Annotated in this window: 25 protein-coding genes; 17 read left to right on the top strand and 8 right to left on the bottom strand. The window is 64.4% G+C overall.

Annotation, left to right across the window (positions count from 1 at the left end):
* The first annotated feature begins 209 nt into the window (after nt 1-209).
* On the top strand, nt 210-1,409 hold the full coding sequence (locus tag AC4FIJ_RS13430) for an MFS transporter (RefSeq protein ID WP_490337219.1): 1,200 nt from the start codon (nt 210-212) through the stop codon (nt 1,407-1,409).
* A gap of 56 nt (nt 1,410-1,465) precedes the next feature.
* Here the strand turns inward: AC4FIJ_RS13430 and AC4FIJ_RS13425 are convergent, their stop codons facing one another.
* Entirely contained in the window at nt 1,466-3,889 is a 2,424-nt protein-coding gene (locus AC4FIJ_RS13425) for a DUF305 domain-containing protein (protein WP_490337218.1), read from the bottom strand.
* A 204-nt stretch (nt 3,890-4,093) separates the two neighbouring features.
* Between AC4FIJ_RS13425 and AC4FIJ_RS13420 the strand changes: the two genes are divergently transcribed.
* The 13 genes from AC4FIJ_RS13420 (at nt 4,094) to AC4FIJ_RS13360 (ending at nt 17,698) form a co-directional block, all read left to right on the top strand.
* Nucleotides 4,094-6,127: a transglycosylase domain-containing protein gene (locus AC4FIJ_RS13420; RefSeq protein WP_490337217.1), complete on the top strand. Its 2,034-nt coding sequence runs from the start codon at nt 4,094-4,096 to the stop codon at nt 6,125-6,127.
* Nucleotides 6,124-6,654, top strand: coding sequence for a molybdenum cofactor guanylyltransferase (gene mobA, locus AC4FIJ_RS13415; RefSeq protein ID WP_490337216.1), 531 nt, complete (start codon nt 6,124-6,126; stop codon nt 6,652-6,654). Before AC4FIJ_RS13420 ends, mobA begins: the two co-directional genes overlap by 4 nt.
* 260 nt (nt 6,655-6,914) lie before the next feature.
* A complete protein-coding gene (locus AC4FIJ_RS13410; RefSeq protein ID WP_490337215.1) occupies nt 6,915-7,622 on the top strand; it encodes a CoA transferase subunit A in 708 nt (235 codons plus the stop codon).
* Entirely contained in the window at nt 7,622-8,257 is a 636-nt protein-coding gene (locus AC4FIJ_RS13405; RefSeq protein ID WP_490337214.1) for a CoA transferase subunit B, read from the top strand. The genes AC4FIJ_RS13410 and AC4FIJ_RS13405 overlap by 1 nt, the downstream gene beginning before the upstream one ends.
* Before the next feature lie 84 nt (nt 8,258-8,341).
* The gene (locus AC4FIJ_RS13400) at nt 8,342-9,490 is read left to right on the top strand and encodes an NAD(P) transhydrogenase subunit alpha (protein WP_490337213.1); all 1,149 of its coding nucleotides are present in this window, start codon (nt 8,342-8,344) and stop codon (nt 9,488-9,490) included.
* A gap of 15 nt (nt 9,491-9,505) precedes the next feature.
* A complete protein-coding gene (locus AC4FIJ_RS13395; RefSeq protein WP_490337212.1) occupies nt 9,506-9,820 on the top strand; it encodes an NAD(P) transhydrogenase subunit alpha part 2 in 315 nt (104 codons plus the stop codon).
* Entirely contained in the window at nt 9,817-11,292 is a 1,476-nt protein-coding gene (locus AC4FIJ_RS13390) for an NAD(P)(+) transhydrogenase (Re/Si-specific) subunit beta (protein ID WP_490337211.1), read from the top strand. The genes AC4FIJ_RS13395 and AC4FIJ_RS13390 overlap by 4 nt, the downstream gene beginning before the upstream one ends.
* Nucleotides 11,293-11,464: 172 nt before the next feature.
* The gene (locus tag AC4FIJ_RS13385; protein ID WP_490337210.1) at nt 11,465-11,872 is read left to right on the top strand and encodes a hypothetical protein; all 408 of its coding nucleotides are present in this window, start codon (nt 11,465-11,467) and stop codon (nt 11,870-11,872) included.
* Nucleotides 11,865-13,289, top strand: a complete 1,425-nt coding sequence (locus tag AC4FIJ_RS13380; protein WP_490337209.1) for a sodium:solute symporter family transporter — start codon at nt 11,865-11,867, stop codon at nt 13,287-13,289. The genes AC4FIJ_RS13385 and AC4FIJ_RS13380 overlap by 8 nt, the downstream gene beginning before the upstream one ends.
* Nucleotides 13,286-13,408, top strand: a complete 123-nt coding sequence (locus AC4FIJ_RS13375; protein ID WP_490337208.1) for a hypothetical protein — start codon at nt 13,286-13,288, stop codon at nt 13,406-13,408. The genes AC4FIJ_RS13380 and AC4FIJ_RS13375 overlap by 4 nt, the downstream gene beginning before the upstream one ends.
* Nucleotides 13,405-14,502, top strand: a complete 1,098-nt coding sequence (locus tag AC4FIJ_RS13370) for an aspartate carbamoyltransferase (RefSeq protein ID WP_490337207.1) — start codon at nt 13,405-13,407, stop codon at nt 14,500-14,502. Before AC4FIJ_RS13375 ends, AC4FIJ_RS13370 begins: the two co-directional genes overlap by 4 nt.
* Before the next feature lie 12 nt (nt 14,503-14,514).
* The gene (asnB, locus tag AC4FIJ_RS13365; protein ID WP_490337206.1) at nt 14,515-16,452 is read left to right on the top strand and encodes an asparagine synthase (glutamine-hydrolyzing); all 1,938 of its coding nucleotides are present in this window, start codon (nt 14,515-14,517) and stop codon (nt 16,450-16,452) included.
* 7 nt (nt 16,453-16,459) lie between these two features.
* A complete protein-coding gene (locus tag AC4FIJ_RS13360) occupies nt 16,460-17,698 on the top strand; it encodes an Nramp family divalent metal transporter (RefSeq protein WP_490337205.1) in 1,239 nt (412 codons plus the stop codon).
* A 60-nt stretch (nt 17,699-17,758) separates the two neighbouring features.
* Here AC4FIJ_RS13360 and AC4FIJ_RS13355 read toward each other — a convergent pair whose 3' ends face one another.
* Nucleotides 17,759-18,805: a hypothetical protein gene (locus AC4FIJ_RS13355; RefSeq protein WP_490337204.1), complete on the bottom strand. Its 1,047-nt coding sequence runs from the start codon at nt 18,803-18,805 to the stop codon at nt 17,759-17,761.
* 63 nt (nt 18,806-18,868) lie between these two features.
* On the opposite strand from AC4FIJ_RS13355, the gene AC4FIJ_RS13350 reads away from it, so the two are divergent.
* The gene (locus AC4FIJ_RS13350; RefSeq protein WP_490337203.1) at nt 18,869-19,318 is read left to right on the top strand and encodes a hypothetical protein; all 450 of its coding nucleotides are present in this window, start codon (nt 18,869-18,871) and stop codon (nt 19,316-19,318) included.
* Nucleotides 19,319-19,782: 464 nt separating this feature from the next.
* Here the strand turns inward: AC4FIJ_RS13350 and AC4FIJ_RS13345 are convergent, their stop codons facing one another.
* The gene (locus tag AC4FIJ_RS13345) at nt 19,783-20,736 is read right to left on the bottom strand and encodes an IS1595 family transposase (protein WP_490337202.1); all 954 of its coding nucleotides are present in this window, start codon (nt 20,734-20,736) and stop codon (nt 19,783-19,785) included.
* 104 nt (nt 20,737-20,840) lie between these two features.
* Here AC4FIJ_RS13345 and AC4FIJ_RS13340 point away from each other — a divergent pair, with 104 nt between their 5' ends.
* Together AC4FIJ_RS13340 and AC4FIJ_RS13335 are read left to right on the top strand one after the other, a co-directional pair.
* Nucleotides 20,841-21,071 (top strand): DUF6471 domain-containing protein, encoded by a 231-nt coding sequence (locus tag AC4FIJ_RS13340; RefSeq protein WP_490337201.1) that lies wholly within the window; start codon nt 20,841-20,843, stop codon nt 21,069-21,071.
* A 103-nt stretch (nt 21,072-21,174) separates the two neighbouring features.
* The gene (locus AC4FIJ_RS13335) at nt 21,175-21,945 is read left to right on the top strand and encodes a hypothetical protein (protein WP_490337200.1); all 771 of its coding nucleotides are present in this window, start codon (nt 21,175-21,177) and stop codon (nt 21,943-21,945) included.
* Nucleotides 21,946-22,025: 80 nt separating this feature from the next.
* On the opposite strand, the gene AC4FIJ_RS13330 is transcribed toward AC4FIJ_RS13335, so the two are convergent.
* From AC4FIJ_RS13330 to AC4FIJ_RS13310, 5 genes are all read right to left on the bottom strand, one after another.
* Nucleotides 22,026-22,478, bottom strand: coding sequence for a hypothetical protein (locus AC4FIJ_RS13330; protein WP_490337199.1), 453 nt, complete (start codon nt 22,476-22,478; stop codon nt 22,026-22,028).
* 195 nt (nt 22,479-22,673) lie between these two features.
* On the bottom strand, nt 22,674-23,981 hold the full coding sequence (locus AC4FIJ_RS13325) for a Zn-dependent hydrolase (protein ID WP_490337198.1): 1,308 nt from the start codon (nt 23,979-23,981) through the stop codon (nt 22,674-22,676).
* Nucleotides 23,978-25,225, bottom strand: a complete 1,248-nt coding sequence (locus AC4FIJ_RS13320; protein WP_490337197.1) for a M20 metallopeptidase family protein — start codon at nt 25,223-25,225, stop codon at nt 23,978-23,980. The genes AC4FIJ_RS13325 and AC4FIJ_RS13320 overlap by 4 nt, the downstream gene beginning before the upstream one ends.
* A gap of 49 nt (nt 25,226-25,274) precedes the next feature.
* A complete protein-coding gene (locus tag AC4FIJ_RS13315; RefSeq protein ID WP_490337196.1) occupies nt 25,275-25,790 on the bottom strand; it encodes a DUF2141 domain-containing protein in 516 nt (171 codons plus the stop codon).
* A 146-nt stretch (nt 25,791-25,936) separates the two neighbouring features.
* Nucleotides 25,937-26,129 (bottom strand): hypothetical protein (locus tag AC4FIJ_RS13310; protein ID WP_490337195.1); only part of this gene is annotated, 193 nt, incomplete at its 5' end.

Below are 26,129 nucleotides of genomic sequence, written 5' to 3'. Positions count from 1 at the left end.
TCGCCCTCATCGGAGCGCGGTTCGCCCGCCAGAATTCCGGACCGACCCGTGTCTGCCCATAGGGACTCTCCCTAGTTTCGCGCGGGTCGAGCCCGAGAAGCCAAGAGCGCGAATGGACACGCACTTGCATTTTCCGGCATCGCACATCGGTTTTATCGCATACGCGGAACATGGCATTACGGGCGCATTCGCCTATATTGCAGTGCAGCATGACCGATCCCGCACTCCGTTCCGCCAGCCCCGCATGGGTGATCTTCGCCCTTGCCATGGGCACATTCGCCATCGGCACGACCGAATTCGCGGCGATGAGCCTCGTTCCCTTCTTCGCCGCCGATCTCGGCATTACCGAGGTGCAGGCGGGTCATGCGATCAGCGCCTATGCGCTGGGCGTGGTGGTGGGTGCGCCGCTGATCGCGATCTTCGGCGCGCGGATCAGGCGGCGTACGCTGCTGATGGGGCTGATGGGCCTGTTCGCGATGGCCAACGGGCTCAGCGCGCTGGCGCCCGATTACGGGTCGCTGCTGGTGTTCCGTTTTCTGTCCGGCCTGCCGCACGGCGCCTATTTCGGCGTGGCGGCGCTGGTCGCGGCCTCGCTGGTGCCGGTCAATCGCCGCGCCAAGGCAGTGGCGCTGGTCATGTCCGGGCTGACGGTGGCGACGGTCATCGGCGTGCCGGTCGCGAACTGGCTGGGCCAGATGTTCGGCTGGCAGAGCGGGTTCCTGGTCGTCGCGGTGCTGGCGCTGCTGACCGTGACGCTGGTCGCGCTGCTGGCCCCGAACGAGCCTGCCGATAGCGGGGCCAGCCCCTTGCGCGAACTGGGTGCGCTGCGCCGACCGCAGGTGCTGTTGACGCTGGCGTCGGGCGCGATCGGGTTCGGCGGGATGTTCGCGGTCTATACCTATGTCGCCTCCACCATGATCGAGGTGACGGGCCTGTCGGAACGGTCGGTCCCGCTGGTGCTGGGCATTTTCGGCATCGGCATGACGCTGGGCAATCTGGGCGGCGCGCATCTGGCCGACAAGGCGCGCGACCGGACCGCGATGGGCATGCTGGCATGGAGCGCGGTGATGCTGGCGATCTATCCCTTCGTCGCGGCCGATCCGGTCGGGCTTGGCATCATCGTCTTCCTGATCGGCATGGGCGGCGGCGTGGGCAGCGTGATGCAGGTGCGGCTGATGGACGTGGCGGGCGATGCGCAGACGCTGGCCGCCGCGGCGCATCACAGCGCGTTCAACACCGCCAATGCGCTGGGGCCGTGGCTGGCGGGCATGGCCATCGCGGCGGGTTATGGCCTGACTTCGGCGGGGTTCATCGGATCGGCGCTCGCGCTGGGCGGGCTGGCGATCTATGTCGTCGCCGTGCTGCTGGAACGCGGCGAAAAGGCGCGGCTGGCGGCGACCGCCTGCTGATCGCGGCGGGGCGGGGCGGGGCGGGGCGAGCGTCCTGCCCGCCCCGCCGATCATCCTCAGGCGGTCAGTTCGCCGATAACCTCCATAAGCGCATCCTTGCGCCAGCCCTGCGAGGCATCCAGCGTGGCCGAGGCGAGCGGGGCAGCCGCGCTCTTCACCGCGGCCTTGCTGCCCGACCCGGCCTTCATCGCCTGCAGCGAAGCGGCCAGCGGATCGATTAGCGCCCCGTCCACGCCCGCGCGGCGCAGCTGGTCGACATAGGCCAGCGCGACCACCGGATCGGCGGGCCATTCGACCGGGAACTGCTGCTGCGGATTGAACGTGCCGTTCACTTCCTGCGCCAGCGCGGCGGCGTCGATCTCGTTCTGCGTCAAATAATCGCTGGGCTGCAGGCGGAACACGTCGAGGCCGCGCGCGATCTCGGTCCCATAGATCTGGCCCTTGTAGAAATAGGTCGACCAGTATCCGCCCAGGATCTGATGCTCCGCCGAGACCGGGCCGCGGTCGAAATGCGCGATCTCGACCGGATTGGCGCTGTCGGTGAAATCCATGATCGACAGACCGCCTTGGTACCACGCCTGCGCGAAGATATCGCGGCCCGGGATGGGCACGATCGACCCGTTATGCGCGACGCAGTTCTCCTTCTCGCCCTGCGCGGCGGGCAGCTTGTAGTGGCTGCGATAGGTGAGCTTGCCGTCCTCGATGTCATAGACCGCGTCGGCGCCCCAGTCGGCGGGGTCGAACACGCGGCAACGCGGGCGCATGCCGCCGCCCCATTCGTCGGTGAACACCACCTTGTCGCCGCGATTGTTGAAGGTGGCCGAATGCCAATAGGCAAAGCCCTTGTCGGTCACCGCGTCGATCCGCTTTGGCTTCAGCGGATCAGAGATGTCGAGGATGATGCCATTGCCCGAACAGGCCCCCGCGGCAAGGTTCAGCGAGGGGAACACGGTGATGTCGTGGCACTGGTCGGTGCGGCGCGTTTCCTGCGTGCCGTCGCCATGGTCGCCGCCGCGCCACAGCCCTGCGATCCCGCCCGAGGATTCGTCGGCGAAGACGCGCGGGCTGTCGACCACGCGGGCCTTCGACGGGTCGGCGACGGGGATCTCGACCACGTCGATGCTGAACAGCGCGCTGTTCTCGTCCCCCGGCAGCCCGGCGACGCAGCCTGCCAGCTCCTTCTCGTCCCGCACCGGGCCCGTGCCGGAGACATAGACGATGATCTTGCCATCTTGGCCGGGGCCGCTCACCACCGAATGGGTATGCGATCCGCGGCAGTTCTGCACCACGCCGGTCTGGCGCGGCAGCGCGGGGTCAGAGATGTCGAAGATCCGCAGGCCCAGCATGCGATCCTTGCTGACGTCGTCATCGATGCCCTGCAGCCCGCAGTCGACGCGGGCGCTGTGCTGCTCGACCGACATGATCAGCGTGTCGCCCACGATGGACACATCGCCCTGACCGCCCGGACACACGACCGAGCTGACCAGCGAGGGCATGCCTTCGGCGCCAAGGCGGTAGATGTTGAACCCGTGGTAATTGCCCGCGACCATCAGGTCGCCGCGAAACGCCATGTCGGTGTTGGCAAAGCTGAGATGCGATCCGCGCTTGCCATAGCTGGGGTCCTCGCCCTCGGTCTCGGCCGGGATCGCGGGGGGCAGGTTCGACGGGTTGCCGGGGTCATAGAAACCCGCCGGTTTGCGCAGTTCCTTCACCAGCACCATGTTCCTTGCCGACATGCCCGCATTGGCAAAGCCCGCCGACAGGCCGGTGCGCGGATCCTCGGTCAGGCTGGCCAGCACGCCGACCATCGCGTCGATTTCGGCCTGCTGCTCGGTGGTGACGTCGGTGGTGAAGTTCAGCAGCACCGGATCATAGGCGGTGCCCGACTGGTCCAGCAGATCCTCCACCATGGTGATCGCGCCATTGTGATGCGCCACCATCAGCGTCAGGAACTGGCGGTCGAATTCGACGCCGCTGGCGGCGGCCAGGGCGGCCATCTGTTCGGGCGTCGCCATGCCGGCCATTGTCTTGTGGCTGGCGGACATGCCGTGCTGCGCGCCGTGGCCCATCGCGGCATGCGCGGCGGGATCGGGCGCCATCTCGCCGCGCTCTTTCAGCCAGCCTTGCATGAAGGCGATTTCGTCGTCCTGGCTCGCCTCGATCCGCGAGGCGAGGCTGAGCACCTCTTCGTCATTAGTGCGATCCGCGACGAGGTTCACCATCTCGATCGCCTGGTAATGGTGATGGATCATGTCCTGCAGAAACCGCACGTCGGCGGGCGAATAGCCAGCCTGCGCAACCTCGATCGCCTGTTCGGGAGACAGCGCGGTGGAGGCCTGTCCGGGTGCGCCGGGGCGGACCAGCGGCGCGTCCTGCGCGAATGCCAGCGCGGGCGCGAGGGCAAGGGCACCCGAGATTGCAAGCAGGGACGGCAGGCCAAGCAGGGAAACCCGGACGGACCGGCTGGATGGTGTGATCATGGAGGCTCCGGCAACAGGATTGATTTCACGAGATACTTGTTTGCGAAACTGCCGAAACGGCGCGGATCGTCAAGTGTCGTTTCGCGCAGGGTCGTGCCGCCATGCCCGGAAGGCGCTGATGGCAACTGTTCAAGCGCCGCGAATTCTGCTCAAAACCCGTGCCATGAACCGCCCCGCCCCGTTGCACCGATCATTTCGCGCCGGATGAACAGCACCGCGATACCCGCAAGCCCGCCTTCCCCGCGCAGGGGTGCAAGGGCATGGGACTGGCTGAAGGCGCAGCCGCGCTGGCTGCTGGCGCTGTGCGCGGCGCTGCTGCTGCTGGTCGGCTGGCAGGCATGGATGGCGCCGCCATGGCGCGTGGGTGCGCCGCCGGGGCCGGCGGGGGTCGATTTCCTGGCCGCCGACGGCACATTGCTGGCGCATCGCGGCGACAGGCCCGTGGCCGAAGTGGACGCGGCGGCCTTGCCCGCCCATGTGCGGCAGGCGTTCCTCGCGATCGAGGACCGGCGCTTTTATGACCATGGCGGCGTCGATTTCCGCGGGCTGGCGCGCGCGACCTTCGACAATCTGCGGGCGGGCGGCGTGGTCGCGGGCGGATCGACCATCACCCAGCAATATGTGAAGAACGCCTTCTTTACGCAGGACCGCACCCTGACCCGAAAAGCGCAGGAAATGCTGCTGGCCGATTGGGTCGAGACATGGGCGGCGAAGGACACGATCCTCTCGCGCTATCTGGAAAACTGCTATTTCGGCGAGGGGCAGACGGGTCTGGTCGCCGCCGCGAACCATTATTTCAGCAAGACGCCGCAGGAATTGTCGCTGGGCGAGGCGGCGATGCTGGCGGGCATGGTCAAGGCCCCGTCGCGGCTGGCCCCGACGGTGGATTACGAAGCCTCGACCGAGCGGATGCGCGTGGTGCTGGACGCGATGGTGGAGGCGGAGTTCATCACGCAGCAAGAGGCCGATGCGGTCGCCGACCCCGAACTCGAAATCGGGGAAGAGGAGAAATCGGCCGAACAGGCAGGCTGGTTCGTCGACTGGCTGGCCGCCGACCTGCCCGAGGATTTCACGGGCGAAGTGCAGACGACGCTGGTGCCCGAGATACAGGCGCGCGCCGAACGCGCGGTGCGGCGTGCGCGGCTGGGCGGGTCGCAGGTCGCGCTGCTGGCGATCCGGCCCGACGGGCGCGTCGTCGCCATGGTCGGCGGCAAGGAATGGACGCCCGAGGCTTTCAACCGCGCCACCATGGCCGAAAGGCAGCCGGGATCGACCTTCAAGCTTTTCGACTATTTCGCCGCAATCCGCGAGGGGATGGATCCGGGCGACACGATCACCGACGCGCCCGTACGGATCGGCAACTGGCAGCCGCGTAACGGCTATCGCGGCTATCGCGGCGAGATGACGCTGCGCGAGGCCTTTGCCATTTCCAGCAACACTGCGGCGATCCGCGTGGCCGACCGCGCAGGCCTCGCCAATGTGCGTGAAGCGGCGAGGGACCTTGGCGTCACCGCCGAATTGCCCGAGGACGCCAGCATCGCGCTGGGCAGCGCTTCGATCACATTGAAGGAAATGGCCGCCGCCTATGCCGCATTCGCCAGCGGGCGCTATCCGGTGAAGGTGCACGGGGTGGAGGGCCGCCGCCGCCGTCCGGGCCGCGCGCTCGACCCGCAGCGCGAATGGGCGCCGATGCTCGACCTGCTGTGGCATGCGGCAAACAACGGGACGGGGCGCGCCGCCGCGCTGGGGACGCCCACCTTCGGCAAGACCGGCACATCGCAGGAAGGGCGCGACGCGCTGTTCATCGGCTTTGCGGGCGATCTGGTGACCGCCGTGTGGGTCGGGCGCGACGACAATGCGCCCGTTCCGGGCAACAGCGGTGGCGGGCTGCCCGCGCGGATCTGGCGCGATTTCATGCGCGGCGTCGATCTGGGCGAGATCGCGCTGCCCATCGATCCCGCCAGCCTGCGCCGCGCGCCTCCGCCCGCCGCGCCGATCAGCCCTGAGGAAGAGGATGTCCCAATGGTCGATCCCATCGACGGGGAAGGCATCGTGATCCAGGCCGGCCTCGAAGGGCTGGTGCCGCTCGAGCTTGATCTGTTGCCGCCGCCCGATGGCGCGCTGGCCGATCCGGTCGATCCGGAATTTGCGCCGGGCGAACTGCCGGACGATGCCCCCGGTCCGGGCGATGCAGGCGCGGTCCCGGACGTTCCCCTGCCCGAGGACGTGCCGCAGTGACGCGCGGGGCAGGCATCCTTGGCGCGATCATCGCGGGCGGCAAGGCGCAAAGGTTCGGCAGCGACAAGGCGCTGGCGCTGTTCGATGGAAAGACGCTGATCGATCACGCGATCGACGCGCTTCGTCCGCAGGTCGATGCGCTGGTGCTGTGCGGGCGCGATCATGCGGGGGTGGAGCGGATCGACGACCGGCCCGAACCCGGCATCGGCCCGATGGGCGCGATCAATGCCGCGCTTCACCGCGCCGTGGAACAAGGCTTTCACGGCGTGCTGTCGGTGCCGGTCGACGTTCTGCCTTTGCCCGACGATCTGTGCGAGCGGCTGGGCACGGACCGGCTCGCCTGTTTCGACCAGCAGTTCCTTGTCGCGTTCTGGCCCGCGCGGCTGGCGGGCGAAGTGGAGCGATTTGTCGCCGAGGGGGGCCTCAAGCCCGCCCGATTGCTGGACATGCTAGGCGCCGCGCGCGTGCCCGATCCGATCGGGATCGCCAATGTGAACCGCCCCGGCGACCTGGAGCGGCTTCGCTGATAGGGGCGGCTGAAATTTAAGGGGCGCCTGAAATTTAAGCAGCGGGCACGCGACCATTTCGGTTCCGGGCTTGCGATGCGGCTCCATCCCGCGCAAGATAGCAGCAGGCAGGGTCCTTCCTGCCGGCCGTTCGCAACGGGCATCCAAAGGCGGTGCCTAGCACAAGTAACAATGAACCCGCCCGAACGCGGCCTGTATGGGAATGCAGCGCCCGAGCGGTACGGTTGGGTTCGATAATCGGAGACGGGGCATTTCGCGCGATGAAGAAACTCTATCCTGACGCGGCCGCCGCGCTGGACGGCTTGCTGAAAGACGGGCTGCTGATCGCCAGTGGCGGTTTCGGCCTTTGCGGCATTCCGGAAAGGCTGCTTGACGCGGTGCGCGACAGCGGGGTCAAGAACCTGACCTTCGCATCGAACAACGCGGGCATCGACAATGAAGGCATCGGCAAGCTGCTGCGTACCAAGCAGGTGAGCAAGATGATCTCGTCCTATGTGGGCGAGAACAAGGAATTCGAACGCCAGTTTCTGGCCGGAGAGCTTGAGGTCGAGTTCTGCCCGCAGGGCACGCTGGCCGAACGCATGCGCGCGGGCGGCGCGGGCATTCCCGGTTTCTACACCAAGACCGGCGTCGGCACGCAGGTGGCCGAGGGCAAGGAGGTGAAGAGCTTCGACGGAGAAGACTATATCCTCGAACGCGGGATCTTCGCCGATCTGTCGCTGGTCAAGGCGTGGAAGGCGGACGAAAGCGGCAATATCGTGTTCCGCAAGACCGCGCGCAATTTCAACGTGCCCGCCGCGACCTGCGGCAAAATGTGCGTGGTGGAAGTCGAGGAAGTGGTGCCGACCGGCAGTCTCGACCCCGACTGCATCCATCTGCCGGGCGTCTATGTCCAGCGCATGATCGTGGGCGCGCCCTATGACAAGAAGATCGAATTCGTGACCACCCGCAAGAGGGAGGCGGCGTAATGGCCTGGACGAGAGACCAGATGGCCGCTCGTGCGGCGCAGGAACTGGAAGACGGTTTCTATGTGAACCTTGGCATCGGCATTCCCACGCTGGTCGCCAACCACATCCCCGACGGCGTCGAAGTGACGCTGCAATCGGAAAACGGCATGCTGGGCATCGGGCCCTTTCCCTATGAGGGCGAGGAAGACGCCGATCTGATCAATGCCGGCAAGCAGACCATCAGCGAACTGGACCGCAGCGCCTATTTCGACAGCGCCACCAGTTTCGGCATGATCCGCGGCGGGCATATCGACCTGACGGTGCTGGGCGCGATGGAAGTGGCCGAGAACGGCGACATCGCGAACTGGATGATCCCCGGCAAGATGATCAAGGGCATGGGCGGCGCGATGGATCTGGTCGCTGGCGTCAAGAAGATCATCGTGGTGATGGAGCATACCAGCAAGAACGGATCGCCCAAGTTCATCCCGGAATGCACGCTGCCGCTGACGGGGACGAACGTGGTCGACATGATCATCACCGACCTCGCCGTGTTTCAGCGGCCCGATCACGACAGCCCGTTCCGGCTGATCGAACTGGCGGACGGGGTGACGGCGGAAGAGGTAAGGGAAAAGACGACGGCGCATTACGTGGACTGATGTCCGGATCATAAGCGGGAAGGCGGTGTCCGGTGCTGCAAGACAGCGGCCCGCCGACCCAAGACAACGGAGGGAAGGGATAGCATGGCGGAGGCCGAGACAGTGGCTGGACCCGTCATCGCGACGCTGAAAGAGCGCGCGGATGGCGAGACGAGGGTGGCATTGAGCCCCGAGACGGCGAAGAAACTGACCGCGCTGGGCGCGACGGTGCGGGTCGAGAGCGGGGCGGGGCTGAAGGCCGCGATCACCGACGAGGCCTATCGCGAGGCGGGGGCCGAGGTCGGCGATCTGGCCGCCACGGTCGCGAACGCCGACTGGGTGTTCGGCGTGCAGGCGCCCGAAGTGACGCTGATGACCGGCGCGAAGCAGGGCGCCAAGGTCGCCGCCGTGTTCGACCCGTTCCGCGACCGCGCGCGTACCGATGCCTATGCGGCGGCGGGTTACGAAGCGCTGGCGATGGAACTGATGCCGCGCATTACCCGCGCGCAATCGATGGACGTGCTATCCAGCCAATCCAACCTATCCGGTTACAAGGCCGTGATCGCAAGTGCCAATACATATGGCCGCGCCTTTCCGATGATGATGACGGCGGCAGGCACGGTGCAGGCCGCGCGCGTCTTCGTGATGGGCGTGGGCGTCGCGGGGCTTCAGGCCATCGCCACAGCCAAGCGTCTGGGCGCGCAGGTCTCTGCGACCGACGTGCGCAGCGCCACCAAGGAACAGATCAAGTCGCTGGGCGCCAAGCCGATCTTCGTCGAGAAGGTCGCCGGGATCGAAGGCGAAGGCAGCGGCGGCTATGCCACCGAGATGAGCGAGGAATACCAGGCCGCGCAGGCGGAGCTGGTGTCGAGCCATATCGCCAAGCAGGATATCGTCATCACCACCGCGCTGATCCCGGGCCGCGCCGCGCCGCGCCTTGTCACCGACGCGCAGATCGCGACGATGAAGCCGGGCAGCGTGATCTTCGACCTGGCCGTCGCACAGGGCGGCAATGTCGAGGGATCGGTGCCCGACCAGACGGTCGAAAAGCACGGCGTCAATATCATCGGCTATTCCAATACGCCGGCGCATCTGGCGGCGGACGCTTCGGCCTTGTTCGCACGCAACCTGTTCAACTTCGTGTCCGCCTTCTGGGACAAGGACGCGGGCGGACCGGTGCTGGACGAGGAAATCGGCAATGCGATCCGGCTGACGCAGGGCGGCAAGATCGTCCACGAACGGCTGCTGGGCTAAGGGGGGGAACCGGACATGGACTTTATTGCGATCCTGTCGATCTTCGTGCTGGCGTGTTTCGTCGGCTATTACGTGGTGTGGTCGGTAACGCCCGCGCTGCACACGCCGCTGATGGCGGTGACCAATGCGATCTCGTCGGTCATCATCGTCGGCGCGCTGATCGCCGCCGCCGAAGCGGGCAGCGAAACCGCCAAGTGGCTGGGGCTGCTGGGCGTCGTGCTGGCCAGCGTCAACATCTTCGGCGGCTTTGCGGTCACCGAGCGCATGCTGGCGATGTACAAGAAAAAGGAACCGCGCGCGCTCAAGAAGGCCGAAGGGGGTGAGGCATGAGCATGCTTAACCTTCTGGCCGTCGGCGCAGGCGATACCGGCGTGAATCCCTGGGTGGCGCTTGCCTATCTGGTCGCGGGCGTGTGCTTCATCCTCGCGCTGCGCGGATTGTCGAGCCCGGCCACCAGCCGTGCGGGCAACCGCTATGGCATGATCGGCATGACAATCGCCGTCGTGACCACGCTGATCACGCACGACATCGCCAGCCTGCCTGAAATCGGCATCGCCATCGCCATCGGCGGCACGATCGGTTTCGTGATCGCGCGCAAGATCGCGATGACCGCGATGCCGCAGCTGGTTGCTGCGTTTCACTCGCTGGTCGGGCTTGCCGCGGTGCTGGTGGCGGGCGCGGCCTATGCCAATCCGGGCGCGTTCGGCATTCTCGACAGCTTCGTCGATGCCACGGGCCTGGAAACGCTTGTCATCGATCCGGTCAGCCGGGTCGAGATGGCGCTGGGCGCGGCGATTGGCGCGATTACCTTCTCGGGATCGGTCATCGCGTTCCTCAAGCTGAACGGAAACATGAGCGGTTCGCCGATCATGCTGCCCGCGCGGCATGTCATCAACCTGGGCACCATCGTCGCGATCCTGGTGCTGACCGCGATGTTCGCGCACAGCAACCCGGTGCCGGAATGGGTATTCCCGGTCATCCTCGTGCTTGCCTTCGTCATCGGCTTCCTGCTGATCATTCCGATCGGCGGGGCGGACATGCCGGTGGTCGTCTCCATGCTCAACAGCTATTCGGGCTGGGCCGCGGCGGCGATGGGCTTTACCCTGCACAACACGGCGATGATAATCACCGGCGCGCTGGTCGGATCGTCGGGTGCGATCCTGTCCTACATCATGTGCAAGGCGATGAACCGCAGCTTCATCAGCGTGATCGCGGGCGGTTTCGGCGCGGACGACAGCGGCGGCGGAGACGGCGCGGTCAAGGTCGACCGTCCGTGGAAGCGCGGCAGCGCCGAGGACGCGGCCTTCATGATGAGCCAGGCCGAACAGGTCATCATCATCCCCGGATACGGCATGGCGGTCGCACAGGCGCAGCACGTGCTGCGCGAGATGAGCGACCTGCTGAAAGAGAAGGGCGTCACGGTCAAATATGCGATCCACCCGGTCGCGGGCCGCATGCCCGGCCACATGAACGTCCTGCTGGCCGAAGCCAACGTGCCCTATGACGAGGTGTTCGAGCTGGAGGACATCAACGGCGAGTTCGCGCAGACCGATGTCGCCTTTGTCATCGGCGCGAACGACGTGGTCAATCCGGCGGCGAAGACCGACAAGTCCTCGCCCATCTTCGGCATGCCCGTGTTCGACGTGGGCAAGGCCAAGCAGGTGTTCTTCATCAAGCGTTCGATGGGCGGCGTCGGCTATGCCGGCGTCGACAACGACGTGTTCTACATGGACCAGACGATGATGCTGCTTTCCGACGCCAAGAAGATGGTCGAGGAAATCAACAAGTCGCTGGCCGATTGATGCGGCGCACACCGGCGGCGGGATAAAATTCCCGCCGCCGGTGGCCCTTGCCGCCATGCTTTGATAGGCCTGACCTGAACGAGGTTATGGAGCAGGCGGGATCGCGGTAAACGGGCTATCTGACACGGCAAGCGCCGCCCGAAGAGGGTTGGCGCTGCTCGCCATCGCCCTCATGGCATTCGCGCTCCTTATCGCGCCATTTCCGGCCGCGGCCCAGCAGTCCCCCGGCGAAGCGTGGCCCGATGCGCCCACTTTCAGCGAAACCGGCCCGCTGACCAGCGATACCGGGCAAGTCACTTTCGAGTGGCAGGCGTTCGAACCGACACGCCTTACGATCACCGGCGACAATGGCCGTTCCCGCCCGATCTATCGCGGCAAGGGTGACAGGCTGTTCGTTTCCGGCCTTGCCGACGGGGATTACCGCGCCGAACTGGTGGGCGAGGACAGCGGCACGGGCGACACCATCATGGTCGAGGTGCGGCACCAGTCGCTGACCCGCGCCTTGCTGCTGACCCTGCTGGGCGGGGTCGTGTTCCTGATGGTGCTGGCGATCATCCTGCGCGGTGCGCGCCGTGGCTGAACGCACGATCTTCCTCGACCCCACGCTGGGCTGGATCCTGCTGGCGGGGTTCAGCGTGCTGTGGGTCGGGCTGGGCATCTATTGGGGCCGCCGCAACAAGAGCTTCGAGGATCATGCGCTGGCAGGCCGCAATGTCGGGCTGGCGCTGGGATCGGCGACGGCGGCGGCGACGTGGATCACGTCGAACACAACGATGCTGGCTCCGCAATTCGCGCTGGAGCTGGGGGTGTGGGGCATGATCGCCTATTCCACCGCCTCGCTGGGATTGATGCTGTTCGCGCCGCTGGCGGTGCGGATCCGCACGCTGATGCCGCATGGCTATACCAGCGGCGATTTCTTCCGCCTGCGATATGGCCGCGCGACCTGGGCGGTGTTCCTGATCTTCACCCTGTTCTATTCGCTGACATGGCTGGTCAGCATGGCGATGGCGGGCGGCATCTTGCTGGAGGCGCTGGCCGGGATCGATTATGTCTGGGGGATGACGGTCATCCTCGGCGTCTGCGTGCTTTATACGATGCGCGGCGGGCTGGGGGCGGTGATCGGCACCGATTTCATCCAGACGCTGATCATCATCATTGGCATCGTCATCACCGGATTCGCGGTGCTCAGCCAGGTGTCCGTCGGCGAGATCCACGCCGAACTGTCCGCGAACAAGCCCGCGCTGCTCGACGTATTGTTCCCCGCCGCGATCATGGCGATCTTCAACAATCTGCTGTTCGGCCTGGGCGAGGTGTTTCACAACAACGTCTGGTGGAGCCGCGCCTTTGCGTTCCGCGAAGGCGTGGGCGGCAAGGCGTTCTTCATCGGCGGGCTGGTGTGGTTGCCGATCCCCGTTGCGGCTGGCTTCATCGCGCTCGCCTCGGGCGCGCTGGGCGTCGCGGTGCCCAGCGCGGACATGGTCGGACCGCTGGTGATCGCGCAGGTGCTGGGCACGGCGGGGGCTATCGGCATTTTCATCATCGTGTTCTGCTCGCTCGCCTCCAGCATCGACAGCCTGCTCGCCGCCACCAGCGATCTGGTGACCGAGGATATCTGGCGCCGCCTGCTGCGCCCCGATGCCTCGCCCGCGGCGCTGAAATCGGCGGCGCAGTGGATCACGCTGGCGCTGGGGCTGCTGACATGGGCGCTATGCGCGCCGCGCATCGGGACGCTGGCCAGCGTGCTGTTTTTCGCCGGGCCGCTGGTCGGGGCGATGATCTTTCCGATCATCACCGGCCTCTATTGGTGCAGCGCCAGTACGGCGGGCGCGCTGGGCGCGATGCTGCTGGGCGCGGGCGCGGGGCTGATATGCTATTTCACCATCGGCTGGTTCGTCGCGACGACCATCGCGACCGCGGTGTCCATGGTCTGGATGCTGGCGGCCTGCGCGCTGAACCGGAACCGGTTCGACTGGGCGCGGTTGAAGGAGGACTCATGAGCTTTTCTGCAGGTTTCCTCGAATTCGCGGTCTGGACCGCGCTGATCTGGTGCGCGATCTCCGCGCTTGCGCTGGGCGCGATGCTGCTGCGCGATGCGAAATCGGGGTCGATCTGGTGAACGACATTCAATCCGCCAGCCAGCTGGACCACCGCGCCGATCCGCAGCGCAAGGCGGGGGTGCTGGGCAATCGCCCCGATCCCCATGACCTGCTCGCCATGTCGCCAAAGCTCGACCTCGACGTGCTCGACCGGCTGCACAATTGCTCGATCCTGTCGGCGGCGCAGTTCGATCTGCCGCTGATGCAGGAATTGTCCAAGCTGGCCGCCTATCTTCAGCTGCGCAAGTTTCCGGCGGGCCATGCGCTGGACGACAAGATCATGGCCGCGGCCTTCTTCGAACCGTCCACCCGCACGCGGCTCTCGTTCGAAAGCGCGATGCTCCACGTCGGCGGCAAGACGCTGAGCGTGGCCGACGCCAAGACCACCGGCGTCGCCAAGGGCGAATCGATGCGCGACATCGGGCAGATGTTCAACAGCTACGCCGATGTCGTGGTGGTGCGGCATACGCAGCAGCAGGCCTTGCAGCAGCTGACCGAATATATGCGCATCCCGCTGATCAATGGCGGCAACGGGTCGGACGAACATCCGACGCAGGCGCTGGCCGACTGGTACGCGCTGATGAAATGGCGGCCCGAGCTGGCGTTCGGCACCTTGCCCGAACAGTTCCGCCTGACCATCGGCATCATCGGCACGCCGGGCAATATGCGCACGGTGAAGAGCTTCCTTACGCTGGCGCTGCTGTTCCACAAGAACATCAACCATATCACGATCTTCTCGGAAATGGCGGACCCGCTGGGTGCGGAACTGCGCGCGCTGACCAATGCCAGCCCGATCACTTTCGATTTCAGCCGCAATCTGAAGCAGAGCCTCGAATATCTCGACGTCATCTACATGAACGCCATCGCGTTTTTGGGCGACGGCTACCGCTTCTTCGGCGACGAGTTTTCGCTGTCCTCGCAAAGCCAGCTGAAGACCGACACGGTCATCCTGCACCCGCTGGCGCGCGGGGAAGAGCTGGGCACCTGCCTCGATGACACCGACCATAATCTCTATTTCAACCAGGCGGATGGCGCGGTCTGGCTGCGGCAGGCGCTGCTGCTCGCCATTTTCGGGCGGGTGCGCAACATCGTGCCCCGCGAACTCATCAAGTAAAGGAACGCCCCGATGTGCGGAATTGCCGGGCTATGGGCCCGCTCCCATCACCCCGAAACCGTTATCCGTGCCGAGAAGATGGCCGACGCGCTGTATCACCGCGGGCCCGACGGGCGCGGCTTTCATATCGATGCGCGCAATGCGCTGGCGATGATCCATACGCGGCTGTCGATCATCGGGCTGAACGCAGGCGACCAGCCGATCTTCGGCCGCGAGAGCGACGGCACCGGTGGTATGGTGCTGACCGCGAACGGCGAGTTCTACGACTACAAGCGTATTCGTGGCCTGCTGCGCACCGATGGCTATGACTTCAACACCAAGTCGGACAGCGAGCTGGCGATCAAGCTTTACCACAAGCATGGCCTTGATTTCGTGCACCATTTGCGCGGCGAATTCGCCTTCGCCATCTTTGACGAGGCGAAGCAGCAGCTGATCCTTGTGCGCGACAGGTTCGGCATTCGCCCGCTGTTTTGCCATGTGGGTGAGGCGGGCGTGTTCTGGGGCAGCGAGATCAAGGCGATGCTGGCGCATCCCGATGTTCCGCGCGAACTCGATCCGCGCGCGCAATTGCACCAGATGATGCAGGTGATGGTCCCCGGCATGACGCTGTGGAAGGGGATCGAGGCGGTGAAGCCCGGCCACATGCTGATCGTCAGCCGCGACGGCGACGGCTTCGCGGTGGAAGAGCGCCGCTATTGGGACGCCGACTTCCCGCTCGACGGTGAGCATGACGAACTTCCCGACGAGGAGCATATCGAGAATGTCCGCAAGGCGCTGGTCGAATCCATCGCCCTGCGGCTGGAGGCGGACGTTCCGGTCGCCTGCTACCTGTCCGGCGGCATCGACAGCTGCTCGATCCTCGGCATGGCGGCGGCGATCCAGCAATCTCCCGTCAAGGCCTTCACCATTGGCTTCGACGATGCGCGCTATGACGAAACCTCGATCGCCACCGAAATGGCCGAGATGGTCGGCGCGGACCAAGACATATTGCGGGTGTCCGCCGCCGATCTCTACGGCCAGAATTTCGAGGATGCGGTCTATTATTCCGAGCGCACTTTCTACAACACGCTGGGCGTCGCCAAGATGCTGATGTCAAAGCACGTGACCGAAAACGGCTACAAGGTGGTGATCACGGGCGAGGGCAGCGACGAGCTGTTTGGCGGCTATGCCCAGTTCAAGGCCGATTATTTCCTCCACGACCCCGCCTATGCGACAAGCGCCGCCGGGGCCGAGATGAAGGAGCGCAACAAGATCTTCTCGGGCAGCGTGCTGGCCGAGGAGACGATCAGCCATCCCGCGTTCGAGGAGGTGATGGGTTTCACCCCCAGCTGGATCCAGCCATGGATGCTGGTCTACGAACGGGTGAAGCCGCTGCTGTCGGACGAATTCGTGGCGAAGCTGGACGGCTATGACCCGGTCGCGGCTATCGCCTACTCGCTCGACAAGTCGATGCTCGACGGGCGGCATGTGCTGGATAAGGTGCAATACAGCTGGATCAAGACCATGCTGGAGGGCCAGATCCTCAACTGGGGCGGCGACCGCGTCGACATGGCCAACAGCCTGGAATCGCGCCCCGCCTTCCTCGACCATCATGTCGCCGAACTGGCCATGCGCATCCCGCCATCGGTCCGCATCCGCGACGGGATCGAGAAATGGGTGGTGCGCGAGGCGATGAAGCATGTGCTGCCCGAAGTGCTCTACAAGCGCGAGAAATTCGCCTTCATGGCCCCGCCCGCGCATACCAGCGACGAGAAGGGGCGCGAGATCGACCTGCTGCTGGACAAATGGCTGTCGTCGGACAAGATCGCCGAGCACGGCATCTTCGACGAGGAAAAGCTGCGCGCCAGCATCGCCGAATACAAGCAGTCCGACGATCACACCGCGAACACGCGCAAGGACATCATCCTCAACCACGCGATTGCGCTCCACGCGATCGAGGAACTGATCTGATCGCCGCATGAGCGAGCAGCCGTCGGGAAGCCTCTGGCGCCACATCGGCCCCGGCATCGTCGTGGCCGCCACCGGCGTGGGTGCGGGCGATCTGGTTGCGACGCTGATCGCGGGTTCGCGCTTCGGCTATGCGCTGTTGTGGGCGGCGATATTGGGCTGCATCGTCAAGATCGCGCTGTCCGAAGGGTCGGCGCGCTATCACCTTGCGACCGGATCGACGATCCTGGCGGGCTGGCAATCCTTGGGCCGTTGGACCGGCTGGTATTTCGGCATTTACGTCGTGGTCTGGGGCTTCATCTATGGCGCCACCGCGATGAGCGCGACCGCGCTGCCGTTGGCGGCGCTATTCCCGGCGATTCCGCTGACCGGCTGGGCGATCCTGACGGGTCTGGCCGGTTTCGCCTTCGTTTTCTTCAACCGGTACGAGCGGCTTGAAGTGCTGGTGAAGCTGCTGGTCGGGCTGATGTTCGTCATCATCGTCGGGCTCGCGATACTGGCCGCGCCCGATTTCCCGCAGGTGCTGGCGGGCCTTGCCTTTTCACTGCCCGACAATTCGCTGTTCTATACGCTGGGGCTGATCGGCGGGGTGGGCGGCACGGTGACGACCGCCGCCTATGGATATTGGGCGCAGGCCAAGGGCTGGAACGGCACCGGCTGGCTGCCGCTGATGCGGATCGACAATGCGCTGGCCTATGTGCTGACCGGCATTTTCGTCGTCGCCATGATGATCGTCGGCGCGGAGCTGCTGTTTGCCGCCAGCATCGCGCTGCAGAGCGGGGACCGCGGCCTGCTGGACCTGTCCAACGTGCTCGAGGCGCGCTTTGGACGCTTCATTGCCGCCGCTTTCCTCGTCGGCTTCGCGGCCACCGCCTTTTCATCGGTGCTGGGCGTGTGGCACGGGATGAGCCTGTTCTTTGCCGACTGGTACGTGCAGTTCTTCGACCGGCCCCTGCCCGAAGGCCCGCCCGAACGCAGCGCGCCGTTTCGCGCCTATGCCGCGTGGCTGACCTTTCCGCCGATGCTGCTGCTCTATGCGCAGCAGCCGTTCCTGCTGGCGGTGATCTATGGCGCGTTCGGCGCGCTGTTCATGCCGTTTCTGGCGGTCACTCTGCTATGGCTGCTGAACCGCCGTGACTTTCCGGCCGAGGCGCGCAATGGCTGGCTGTCGAACCTGACGCTGGCAGGTTCGGCGCTGCTTTTCGCCGTGCTGGCGGGGCAGCAATTGTGGAGCCTGTTCGCGGCCTGAAAAGCGAAAGGGGCGAACGCTCGTGAAAGCGCCCGCCCCTTTCTTTGCACTTGGTAAGTATCAGAAACCCAGCGCGACGCCCACGCGTCCGCCGGTCGAGTTCTTCGCGGTCGACCCCGCAATGCCCCCCGAGACATAGATGCGCGGCGCGACCCGTGCGGCGACCGAGCCGGCAAAGCCCTGCTCGCCGCGATAGGTCGAGACATTGCCCGAGACCGAGATCGTGCTGTCAGGCACGATCATCTGGCCGCCCAGCGCCATCGCCGAGGCAATGCCGCCGCGCGTGCTTTCGTCGAGGTCGTCAAGCTGGAAGCCCAGCGTGTCGACATCGGCCTGCAGCGCCGCGAACTGCGCATCGGACACCGCCGCCACCGCCTGCATCTGGGTGGCGAGCGAGGCCACCTGCTGGCCGGTCGCCAGCGCGCTGCCCTTGCCCAACGTGCCTTCGTTGTCGACGGTCACGGAGTAGAGCTGCCCTTCCTGCGCAGCCGTCGAGGCATCGATATCGCCGACCCGCACCGACGACCCGGTGCCGCCCAGCGTGACCTGGTTCACATCGGTCGTCGTCGCCTGATAGCCGACAGCGGTCGAGTTGTTGAACGCGGCCACGGCGGAGGTGCCCACGGCGACAGCAGCCGATCCGCTGGCGACGGCCTGGGTGCCCATGGCGACAGCGCGGCCGCCGCTGGCGGTCGCTTCATAACCGAACGCGCCCGACAGGATGCCCGATGCGTTGGCAGCCCGGCCAAAGGCGGCAGCATCGCGGCCCGCGGCGCTGGCGAAATTGCCGACTGCGGTGGAGCGCAAGCCCGCCGACTGCGCGCGGAAGCCGATGGCATTACTGAACCCGCCGCCGGCATTCGCCTCGGTCCCCATAGCCGTCGCCGATTCGGCGGTGGCCCCGGCATTGGTGCCGATGGCGATGGAGTTGGTCCCGGACGCGTCGGCGCCCAGGCGGGAGCCGTCGTTCAGATTCCCGTCGCTGCCAAAGGCGATGCCGTTGACGCCCGATGCGCGCGCGTAAGCGCCGATGGCGCTGCCGCCTTGCGCCGACACGGTTGCGACCTTGCCGATGGCGGTGCCGAATGCGGCGCTGACGCGCGGCATTATGTAGCAAACGCACCAACGTGCGGATAGATGCCATCACCGGTTATGCGCTATGTATCGCGTATGACGACAGACCCCATTTTAAACGGCTTGGCGAACAAGCGCGCTGAAATCCTTCGCGACATCACCATAGCCAAAGACAGCATAGCGATGCTTGAGGCAGACCTTGCCAGCATCGAAGGCGCTATCAGGGTGTTCGATCCTGACGTTACGCTCAGAGACAGCGTAAAGCGCGTTCCAGCCCTACACGCGGCACCGGAAGGGCAGATGGCCCGCCACATCTTCACCTGCCTGAGACAGGCTGACAAACCGCTAAAGACGATAGAGGTAACCGAGTTCGTGATGCAGGCTCGCGGGATTGATCCACGCGACAAGCGTATGCGTCAGAACATGGTGGATCGCACCTATGCGGCTCTAGGCAGGCTCAAGAAGGCGGGGCAGGTGCGGCAGACCGATGACAAGGGGCACCGGCGGTTTTGGGTGATGGTCGGAGATCCTTTAGCCGTCACATAAAGATTCCCTTATATAACCAGCACTTTATGTCTTTACGCAAATATGTTGCATAAAGATCACGGCTTCAACTTGTTCGACTAGTGTTCACGATTCATTCGGAGATTCGATTCGACTTTCGCGGCCCGTCAACCTCATAAGGTTTGCGACGGTCCGCCGTCTTTCTTCTGCTTGACCCCATGGCGCGCTGATGCCGCCCGGGGCGCATGGGGCGACCCCGGAGCCCGGGGCTTTAACCCCGGACCCCTGCAGGAGACTGACTATGCGGATCGCATGCAGTTGGCCGAAGGCGGTGTCAGTAACGAGCTACACCCGCATTCGGTTTGGCAAAGTGGAACACGTCTGTGCCCACTGCCGGTCATACCCTAGCCGCTAACGCGGTTTGTTGACCAAACTCGCGGCGGACCGTCACCCTTGTTCTCTTTTCACTCGGAAATTGCAAACGCAAAATTGCGATCATCGCAATTTCAGCGCTGCCAGTATCCCGACCACTGGCGGCTCTGACGCGCTTCCATAGCCGAACCAGCCACCATCATAGCCTGCGAACCGTTGCACTGGCGGCGGTTGTTCTCACGCCATGCAGCTTCACCTGCATAGGCATAGAGATACGGCCCAGCGATATGGTGATGGGTGCCGACTTCCATCCGGCGAAGGCGCGAGAAGTAGCTTTCAGCCTGATTGGTGCAGGCACCCTCAGCCGAATATGCCAGCGAGTGATTGATGCGCCATGCCTGCCAGCCAGCGTGAAGCGCATCCCAGCTTGAAGCCTCGTCAGCGTGAATCACGGCAAGGTTGTCAACGTGGTCGCGCACATAGGGCACTGCATCGCCTTCCTGGCGCACCACGAAGGGCAGCGCACGACCGCCACGCTCGCGCATGATGACAACGCACTGCCGCTTGCCAGTCTGGTTTACGGCAAGGCGGCGATCCTTGCGATCTTCCTTGCGATTGGCAGGGCGAACGTGACCGCCAAAATAAGCCCCGTCCATTTCGACCGTGCCTTCAAGCTTGGTGTCGGCCAGCTCGCGGGCCATCGCTTCGCGCAGCTTGTGAAACAGCACGAAGGCGGTCTTATACTGAACGTCCAGATCGCGGCTCGCCTGCAGAGCGCTGATGCCCTTGGCACCGTTCACGAAGATCACGATAGCAGCCAGCAGATCGGTGAACGACAGCTTGCGCGAAGCGAAGATCGTGCCGCTGGTGACGCTGAACTGGTGATGGCAGGCAACGCACTTGAACTTGCGACGGGTGGCGATGTTGTAAGTCTCGACACAGCCACAACGTGGGCAAACGGCTTCGCCTTCCGTCTCAGGCCACCGAAGATGGCAGAAGGTCTGATAGGCCGCATCTTCGCCCATGCGAAAAACCGCCTTCAAAGAGAGGCTGCGGGCTTTTGCGGAGAGGAGAAAGTGTTGTGCCATGTCATCGTTTCCAGTGCTTATGCACTATATATGATGACACTATGCACTGTTGTCAAGGATAAACGTATCGCCTATGATGACATAAAGCATCATCGGAGATAGCAATGCCTGTGCAGGAAAAGGAATGGGAGGACCGCGTGAAGGGCCTTCTGAAAGCCGAATTGAAGCGGCGGAACGTCACCTATGCCGATCTGGTCGGCAAGTTGGCTGACATTGGCGTGATGGACTCCGAGCCGAATATCAGGAACAAGATCAGCCGGGGTAAATTCACGGCGGTGTTTCTCATTCAATGTCTGACAGCAATCGGCTGTTCGTCGCTGCACTTGCAGGACTAGCGGCACTTCTAATAGCTTTCGGTTTGGGTGCCATGACAATGGCGTCAAACGATACCGAGCAAAAACGGTATCAGCCCTATAGCCAGGCCGATAGCAAGCCACAGTGGCCGGATGCCCTTTCTGCCACTCAGGCCCCCAAACCTTCCCAAATCGCACCCCCTGCGAAGATCCAAAAAGCGAGAGCGAAAGCGACCTTTGCGCTCAGTGGAAGTCGGCCAATGCTGCCGAAGATAGTGCATTTTGGACAAAGTGGGGCTTCTGGGTCGCCGTAATCGGCTCTAGCCTTTTGCTTTGGCAGATCGCTCTGACTCGCGAAGCCGTCAAAGACACTGGCGATGCTACTAAGGCGATGGTCCGAGCGAACGAAATCGCTGAGGCGGCGCAGCGCGCCTGGATCATTGTTGAGCCTAAAATTGCTAATGCCGCCTATGAGAAAAAGGGGCTTAATATTAGGTGGGAGTGCGATTTTCGTAACATCGGGAAAACAGTAGCGGCTGATGTTAAACTTTCGGCCGCGCTTAAAATCTACCATCCCTCGAATACGAGAGCCGAGACGCTTTTCGCCAGCTGTGAAGCCAAAGAGCGAAGGCCCACGAATATAATCCCAGGGGAAGCCATAACGGGTGGTGCTGGTGAGAACTACCGACTGGTGGACGCTATCCAGCACATCGAAGCCGAGAAGGAAGTCTCGATACTTTTGGTGGCAACTGCCAAATATCGCACCAGCACTGACGATGAATGGCATTTTACTAAGCGAGCCTACGCCGTGACCGTAGGTGAACGGTGGTTTTCGCTGCTCGATACGGATTACAAGAACTTCACGACCGAACGGGCTAAGTTCATGCCGATGGGCGAATACACTATCAGCACCTAGCGCCCATACAGGCTTTGCACCACAAACGATGACAAGCAGCATCGCGCAGATGGATAACCATCTACGCATTGGTGCGTTTGCTACATAATGCCGCTGACGCGCGAATCCGCGCCAACCGCAGTGCTGAAATCGGCGAAACCGTAAGTCGTATTGCCGCCGGCGGTGCCATCGACGGTTCCAACGCGGGCATCATTGCCAAGGGCGATCGTATCGAAGCCCACGGCAACAGCGCGGGCACCGAACGCCACGGCACCGTCGGTGAAACCGGTCGGCACGACGGCTGACGTCAGATTGGCCTTCGCCTGATAGCCTACGGCGGTGCTGTTGGGACTGTTGGCAGAAGCTTCGGTTCCGCAAGCGGTGGCAGTGGCGCCATTGCTTGTCGCACCCTGCGTGCTTTGCGTCGCGGAGCCCGAATCTTCCATCACGCATTCCTCCGCCATGGCGGATTGCGGCGCGGTCATCGCGACGAATGCTGCAAACGCGGTGCCTGTCAGCATGCCGGTCCGGCGAGCACGATCGAATTGTCTCATACGAATTTCCCTTCGCTTGGCCATGGGGGCGAGGGGATAAATCGAAATTAACCGAGTTCGATAAGTAAAACCTTGAAAATACCTGCCCCCGGGAGACCTTTCATCCCCCTGCGAGACAGATGTGGCAAGGCCATCAACCCTTTCGAGATATGATTTCTCTAATTTGCTGCCACCATTGCGACAAATCGTGCGCGATCAGCGGGAAACCGATTGTTCCAAAGGGTTAACGCGCTCCGGCGCGCAGGCTAGTTCCATGACGCAGTTGCACAACAGCTGCACGCCGCGTTCGACATCGGTCCAGTGAGTCCATTCGTCGGGGGCATGGCTGATGCCGCCCACGCTGGGCACGAAGATCAGGCCGGTGCGGGTCAGAGCGGTGAAGAACTGCACGTCATGCCCCGCGCCCGACGGCATCACCTTGTAGCTGTAGTCCAGCGCTTTCGCGTTGCGTTCGATCGTCGCGACGATCCCTTCGTCGCAATAGGCGGGGGCAAGCCAGCTCATCTGTTCGTAATCGAACTTCAGACCGTGGCGGCGCGAGATCGATTCCAGCACCTTGCGGCAGCTGTCGGCCAGCCGCTTCATCACCTCTTCGTCGAGATCGCGGCCCACGATGGTAAAGTCCGCCTCGCCGGGCACGGTATGCGGGAATCCGGGTTTCAGCGCGACATGGCCGATGGTGATCCGGCTCTTGTCGGTGCCTTCCTCGTCGATGATGCGCGGGATTTCATGCGCGAAATCGACCATGCCCATCAGCGCGTCGGACCGCAGGTGCATCGGCGCGGTGCCCGCATGGTCGGGCTTGCCCTTCAGCTTGACCATCCATTTGAACACGCCCGAAATCCCCTCGACCACGCCGATGGTGGTGTTTTCGGTGTCGAGCACCGGACCCTGCTCGACATGAAGTTCCAGAAAGGCGTGCAGCGTTTCGGGCCGGCGATAGGCGTGGAGCGCCTGCAGATAATCCAGCCCCGCGTCCGCCATCGCGTCCTTCAGCGCCAGCCCATGCTCGTCCGCCGCGCCTTCCAGCCATTCGCGGGTCAGGTTTCCGGTCATCGCCTGCGCGCCGAGCATGCCGCCGAAACGGCCTTCCTCCTCGCTGGTGGCGATAACCTCGATCGGGTAGTTCGGCTTGACGCCCGCGTCCTTCATGGTGCGGATCACTTCCAGACCAGCGACCACGCCCAGCACCCCGTCGAATATGCCGCCCGCAGGGACCGAATCGAGATGCGAGGCGATGACGATGGCAGGCTTGTCGGCGCCCGCGCCATCCGGGTCGTAACGCCCGATCACATTGCCCGCCCCGTCCATGCGGTGATCGAGCCCCAGTTCGCCCATGCGGCCTCGCAGCCACTGCCGCGCGGCCATGTCCTCGGGCGAGAAGCCCTGGCGATAGACACCGCGGTCCTCCTCGTTGAAACCGAAGCGCGCGATGGCGTTGATGTCGCCCTCCACCCGGCCGATGTCGATGCGGGGCTGGTTCATGCCGTCGCGCGTGGTCATGCGGGCAAACCTTTCTGCAAGACCGCCAGCCCCAGCGCCGCCAGCAGGGCGGCCCCTCGCGGCAGGGCAGTCTCGTCCATATGCATGCGCGGCGAATGCAGGCCGCAGCACTGCGACCAGTCGTCGCCTTCGCGCGCGACGCCCAGGAACAGCATCGCGCCGGGCGCATGGTTCAACACATAGCTGAAATCCTCCGCCGTCATCAGCGGGCGTTTCAGCGTCTCGAAGCTGTCCGCGCCAAATTCGCGAACCGCAACCTCGCGGGCGAGGGCGAAGGCGCGCGGATCGTTCACGGTGACGGGAAAGCCCGGTTTCACCGTGACCTCCGCGCTCAGCCCATGGGCGGCAGCGATGTTGGTGGCCAGCCGTTCGATCGCTTGCGGCAGGCGGGCGCGGGTCTCGTCCGAGAGGGTTCGCAGCGTGCCGCGCATGGTGCAGGCATCGGCGATGACATTGTCGGCATGCCCTGCCTCGATCCTCGTGACGGTGACGACCACCGGCTCGCCCGCATCGAACTGGCGCGTGACCATCGCCTGCAGCGCGGTCACGATCTCTGCCGCGACGGGCATGGGATCGGCCGCGCCGTGGGGCATGGAGGCATGGCCGCCCGAACCCTTGACCACCACCTGCAGAGTGTCCGAAGCCGCCATCAGCGGGCCGGGGATGCAGGCGATCTGGCCGTGCCGGGCATTGGGCATGACATGGAGGGCGAAACAGGCGTCGGGCGGGCCATGTTCGTCGGTCAGCAGGCCGTCCTCGACCATCATGCGCCCGCCGCCAAAGCCTTCCTCGCCCGGCTGGAACATCAGCCAGACCTCGCCATCGAAATCGCCGCTGCGTTCGGCGAGCAGCTTTGCCGCGCCGACCAGCATGGCGGTGTGCCCGTCATGGCCGCAGGCATGCATCCGGCCCGTGATCTGCGACGCAAAGGGAAGGCCGGTTTCCTCGGCCAAAGGCAGCGCGTCCATATCGCCGCGCAGCACCACGCGGCGCCTTTTGCCGGTGGCGGGACCACGGCCTTTCAGCACGGCGACCGCGCCGGTGGTCTGCGGGCCTTCGCGCCATTCCAGCGGCAAATCCGCCAGCGCGTCCTTCACCTTGGCCAGCGTACGCGGCGTTTCCAGCCCCAGTTCGGGATCGGCATGGATCGCGCGGCGCAGCGCCGCGATCTCGTCGCCCAGCGCCTCGGCCGCCTCTGCAATCGAGGAGCCGATGTCGCCGGGCGGAGTCGCGTGAAGGTTCATACCGGCAGGGCTAACACTTCCCCGCTGGTCAGGCAAAGATGTGCGGGGTTTACGGGTATTTCACCGCCACCCGCGTGGCGAGGCCAGGGCGCGAGACGCGCACGGCGGTTTCCTTCCAACTGGGGCGGCGGATGCGTTCCATGCTGGGATTGTTCGAAAAGCCGCCGCCTTCGGTCGGACTCATCTTCAGGAAGTTGAAGTTGAGTTTCTTGTCCATGTCCTCGTCATGATAGACGAAGAAGGCATAGGTGCCGTTCTCGGGCAGCTTCATGCAGATGCGCTGGTTGCCGGGCTTGGCGGGCACGCGGATGACATCCATCGAACCGCCGCTGGCAAGGAACTCGTCCGCGTCGTTGTAGATCTTGACCGTCAGCCAGCCCTTGGCGTTGCGCATGCCCTGCGCTTCCAGAAAGACCCAGCTGTCGCCGCTGGTGTCGCCCACGCAGCCTGCCGGGGCCGCCATGGCGGGGGCGGGCAGCATGGCCGCCGCGCCGACGCCAAGCGCGCCAATCACGCTGGCGGCGCGCAGGCGCAGGGGACGAGGGGTCGGATACGCTTGGGTCATGCGAAACATGCTCCACTGAAATCGAAAAAGGGGGAAGGCGGCGAGATGGACTGCCTTCAGGAATGGTCAAGCCGTGGGGTGTGATTTCGCCGCATATTGATGCCTTATATGCCGCTCAGGCCGTGAATAGCCGCTGAATTGCGCGTTTAGCTGCGGGAAGGGTGCGGGTCCGTTTGTTCGGCGATACGCCCGCCTCGCAGGGTGACGATCCGGTCCGCCATGCCGGTCAGCGCACCGCGATGTCCGATGATCAGGATTGTGCACTGGCCCTTCAGCGCGGCGATGGCGCGCCCGATTGCCGCATCGTTCTCGGCGTCCAGCGCGCTCGTCGCCTCGTCA

Source organism: Croceicoccus sp. (assembly GCF_983967925.1).
Note: the sequence above shows the minus strand (reverse complement) of the source record. Positions and strands in the feature narration are given on the sequence as shown.

Coding starts and splice junctions, on each gene's coding strand:
- AC4FIJ_RS13430 (WP_490337219.1), top strand. CDS start 210: ATGACCGATCCCGCACTCCGTTCCGCCAGCCCCGCATGGGTGATCTTC.
- AC4FIJ_RS13425 (WP_490337218.1), bottom strand. CDS start 3,889: ATGATCACACCATCCAGCCGGTCCGTCCGGGTTTCCCTGCTTGGCCTG.
- AC4FIJ_RS13420 (WP_490337217.1), top strand. CDS start 4,094: ATGAACAGCACCGCGATACCCGCAAGCCCGCCTTCCCCGCGCAGGGGT.
- AC4FIJ_RS13410 (WP_490337215.1), top strand. CDS start 6,915: ATGAAGAAACTCTATCCTGACGCGGCCGCCGCGCTGGACGGCTTGCTG.
- AC4FIJ_RS13405 (WP_490337214.1), top strand. CDS start 7,622: ATGGCCTGGACGAGAGACCAGATGGCCGCTCGTGCGGCGCAGGAACTG.
- AC4FIJ_RS13400 (WP_490337213.1), top strand. CDS start 8,342: ATGGCGGAGGCCGAGACAGTGGCTGGACCCGTCATCGCGACGCTGAAA.
- AC4FIJ_RS13395 (WP_490337212.1), top strand. CDS start 9,506: ATGGACTTTATTGCGATCCTGTCGATCTTCGTGCTGGCGTGTTTCGTC.
- AC4FIJ_RS13390 (WP_490337211.1), top strand. CDS start 9,817: ATGAGCATGCTTAACCTTCTGGCCGTCGGCGCAGGCGATACCGGCGTG.
- AC4FIJ_RS13385 (WP_490337210.1), top strand. CDS start 11,465: ATGGCATTCGCGCTCCTTATCGCGCCATTTCCGGCCGCGGCCCAGCAG.
- AC4FIJ_RS13375 (WP_490337208.1), top strand. CDS start 13,286: ATGAGCTTTTCTGCAGGTTTCCTCGAATTCGCGGTCTGGACCGCGCTG.
- asnB (WP_490337206.1), top strand. CDS start 14,515: ATGTGCGGAATTGCCGGGCTATGGGCCCGCTCCCATCACCCCGAAACC.
- AC4FIJ_RS13360 (WP_490337205.1), top strand. CDS start 16,460: ATGAGCGAGCAGCCGTCGGGAAGCCTCTGGCGCCACATCGGCCCCGGC.
- AC4FIJ_RS13355 (WP_490337204.1), bottom strand. CDS start 18,805: ATGCCGCGCGTCAGCGCCGCATTCGGCACCGCCATCGGCAAGGTCGCA.
- AC4FIJ_RS13350 (WP_490337203.1), top strand. CDS start 18,869: ATGACGACAGACCCCATTTTAAACGGCTTGGCGAACAAGCGCGCTGAA.
- AC4FIJ_RS13345 (WP_490337202.1), bottom strand. CDS start 20,736: ATGGCACAACACTTTCTCCTCTCCGCAAAAGCCCGCAGCCTCTCTTTG.
- AC4FIJ_RS13340 (WP_490337201.1), top strand. CDS start 20,841: ATGCCTGTGCAGGAAAAGGAATGGGAGGACCGCGTGAAGGGCCTTCTG.
- AC4FIJ_RS13330 (WP_490337199.1), bottom strand. CDS start 22,478: ATGAGACAATTCGATCGTGCTCGCCGGACCGGCATGCTGACAGGCACC.
- AC4FIJ_RS13325 (WP_490337198.1), bottom strand. CDS start 23,981: ATGACCACGCGCGACGGCATGAACCAGCCCCGCATCGACATCGGCCGG.
- AC4FIJ_RS13320 (WP_490337197.1), bottom strand. CDS start 25,225: ATGAACCTTCACGCGACTCCGCCCGGCGACATCGGCTCCTCGATTGCA.
- AC4FIJ_RS13315 (WP_490337196.1), bottom strand. CDS start 25,790: ATGACCCAAGCGTATCCGACCCCTCGTCCCCTGCGCCTGCGCGCCGCC.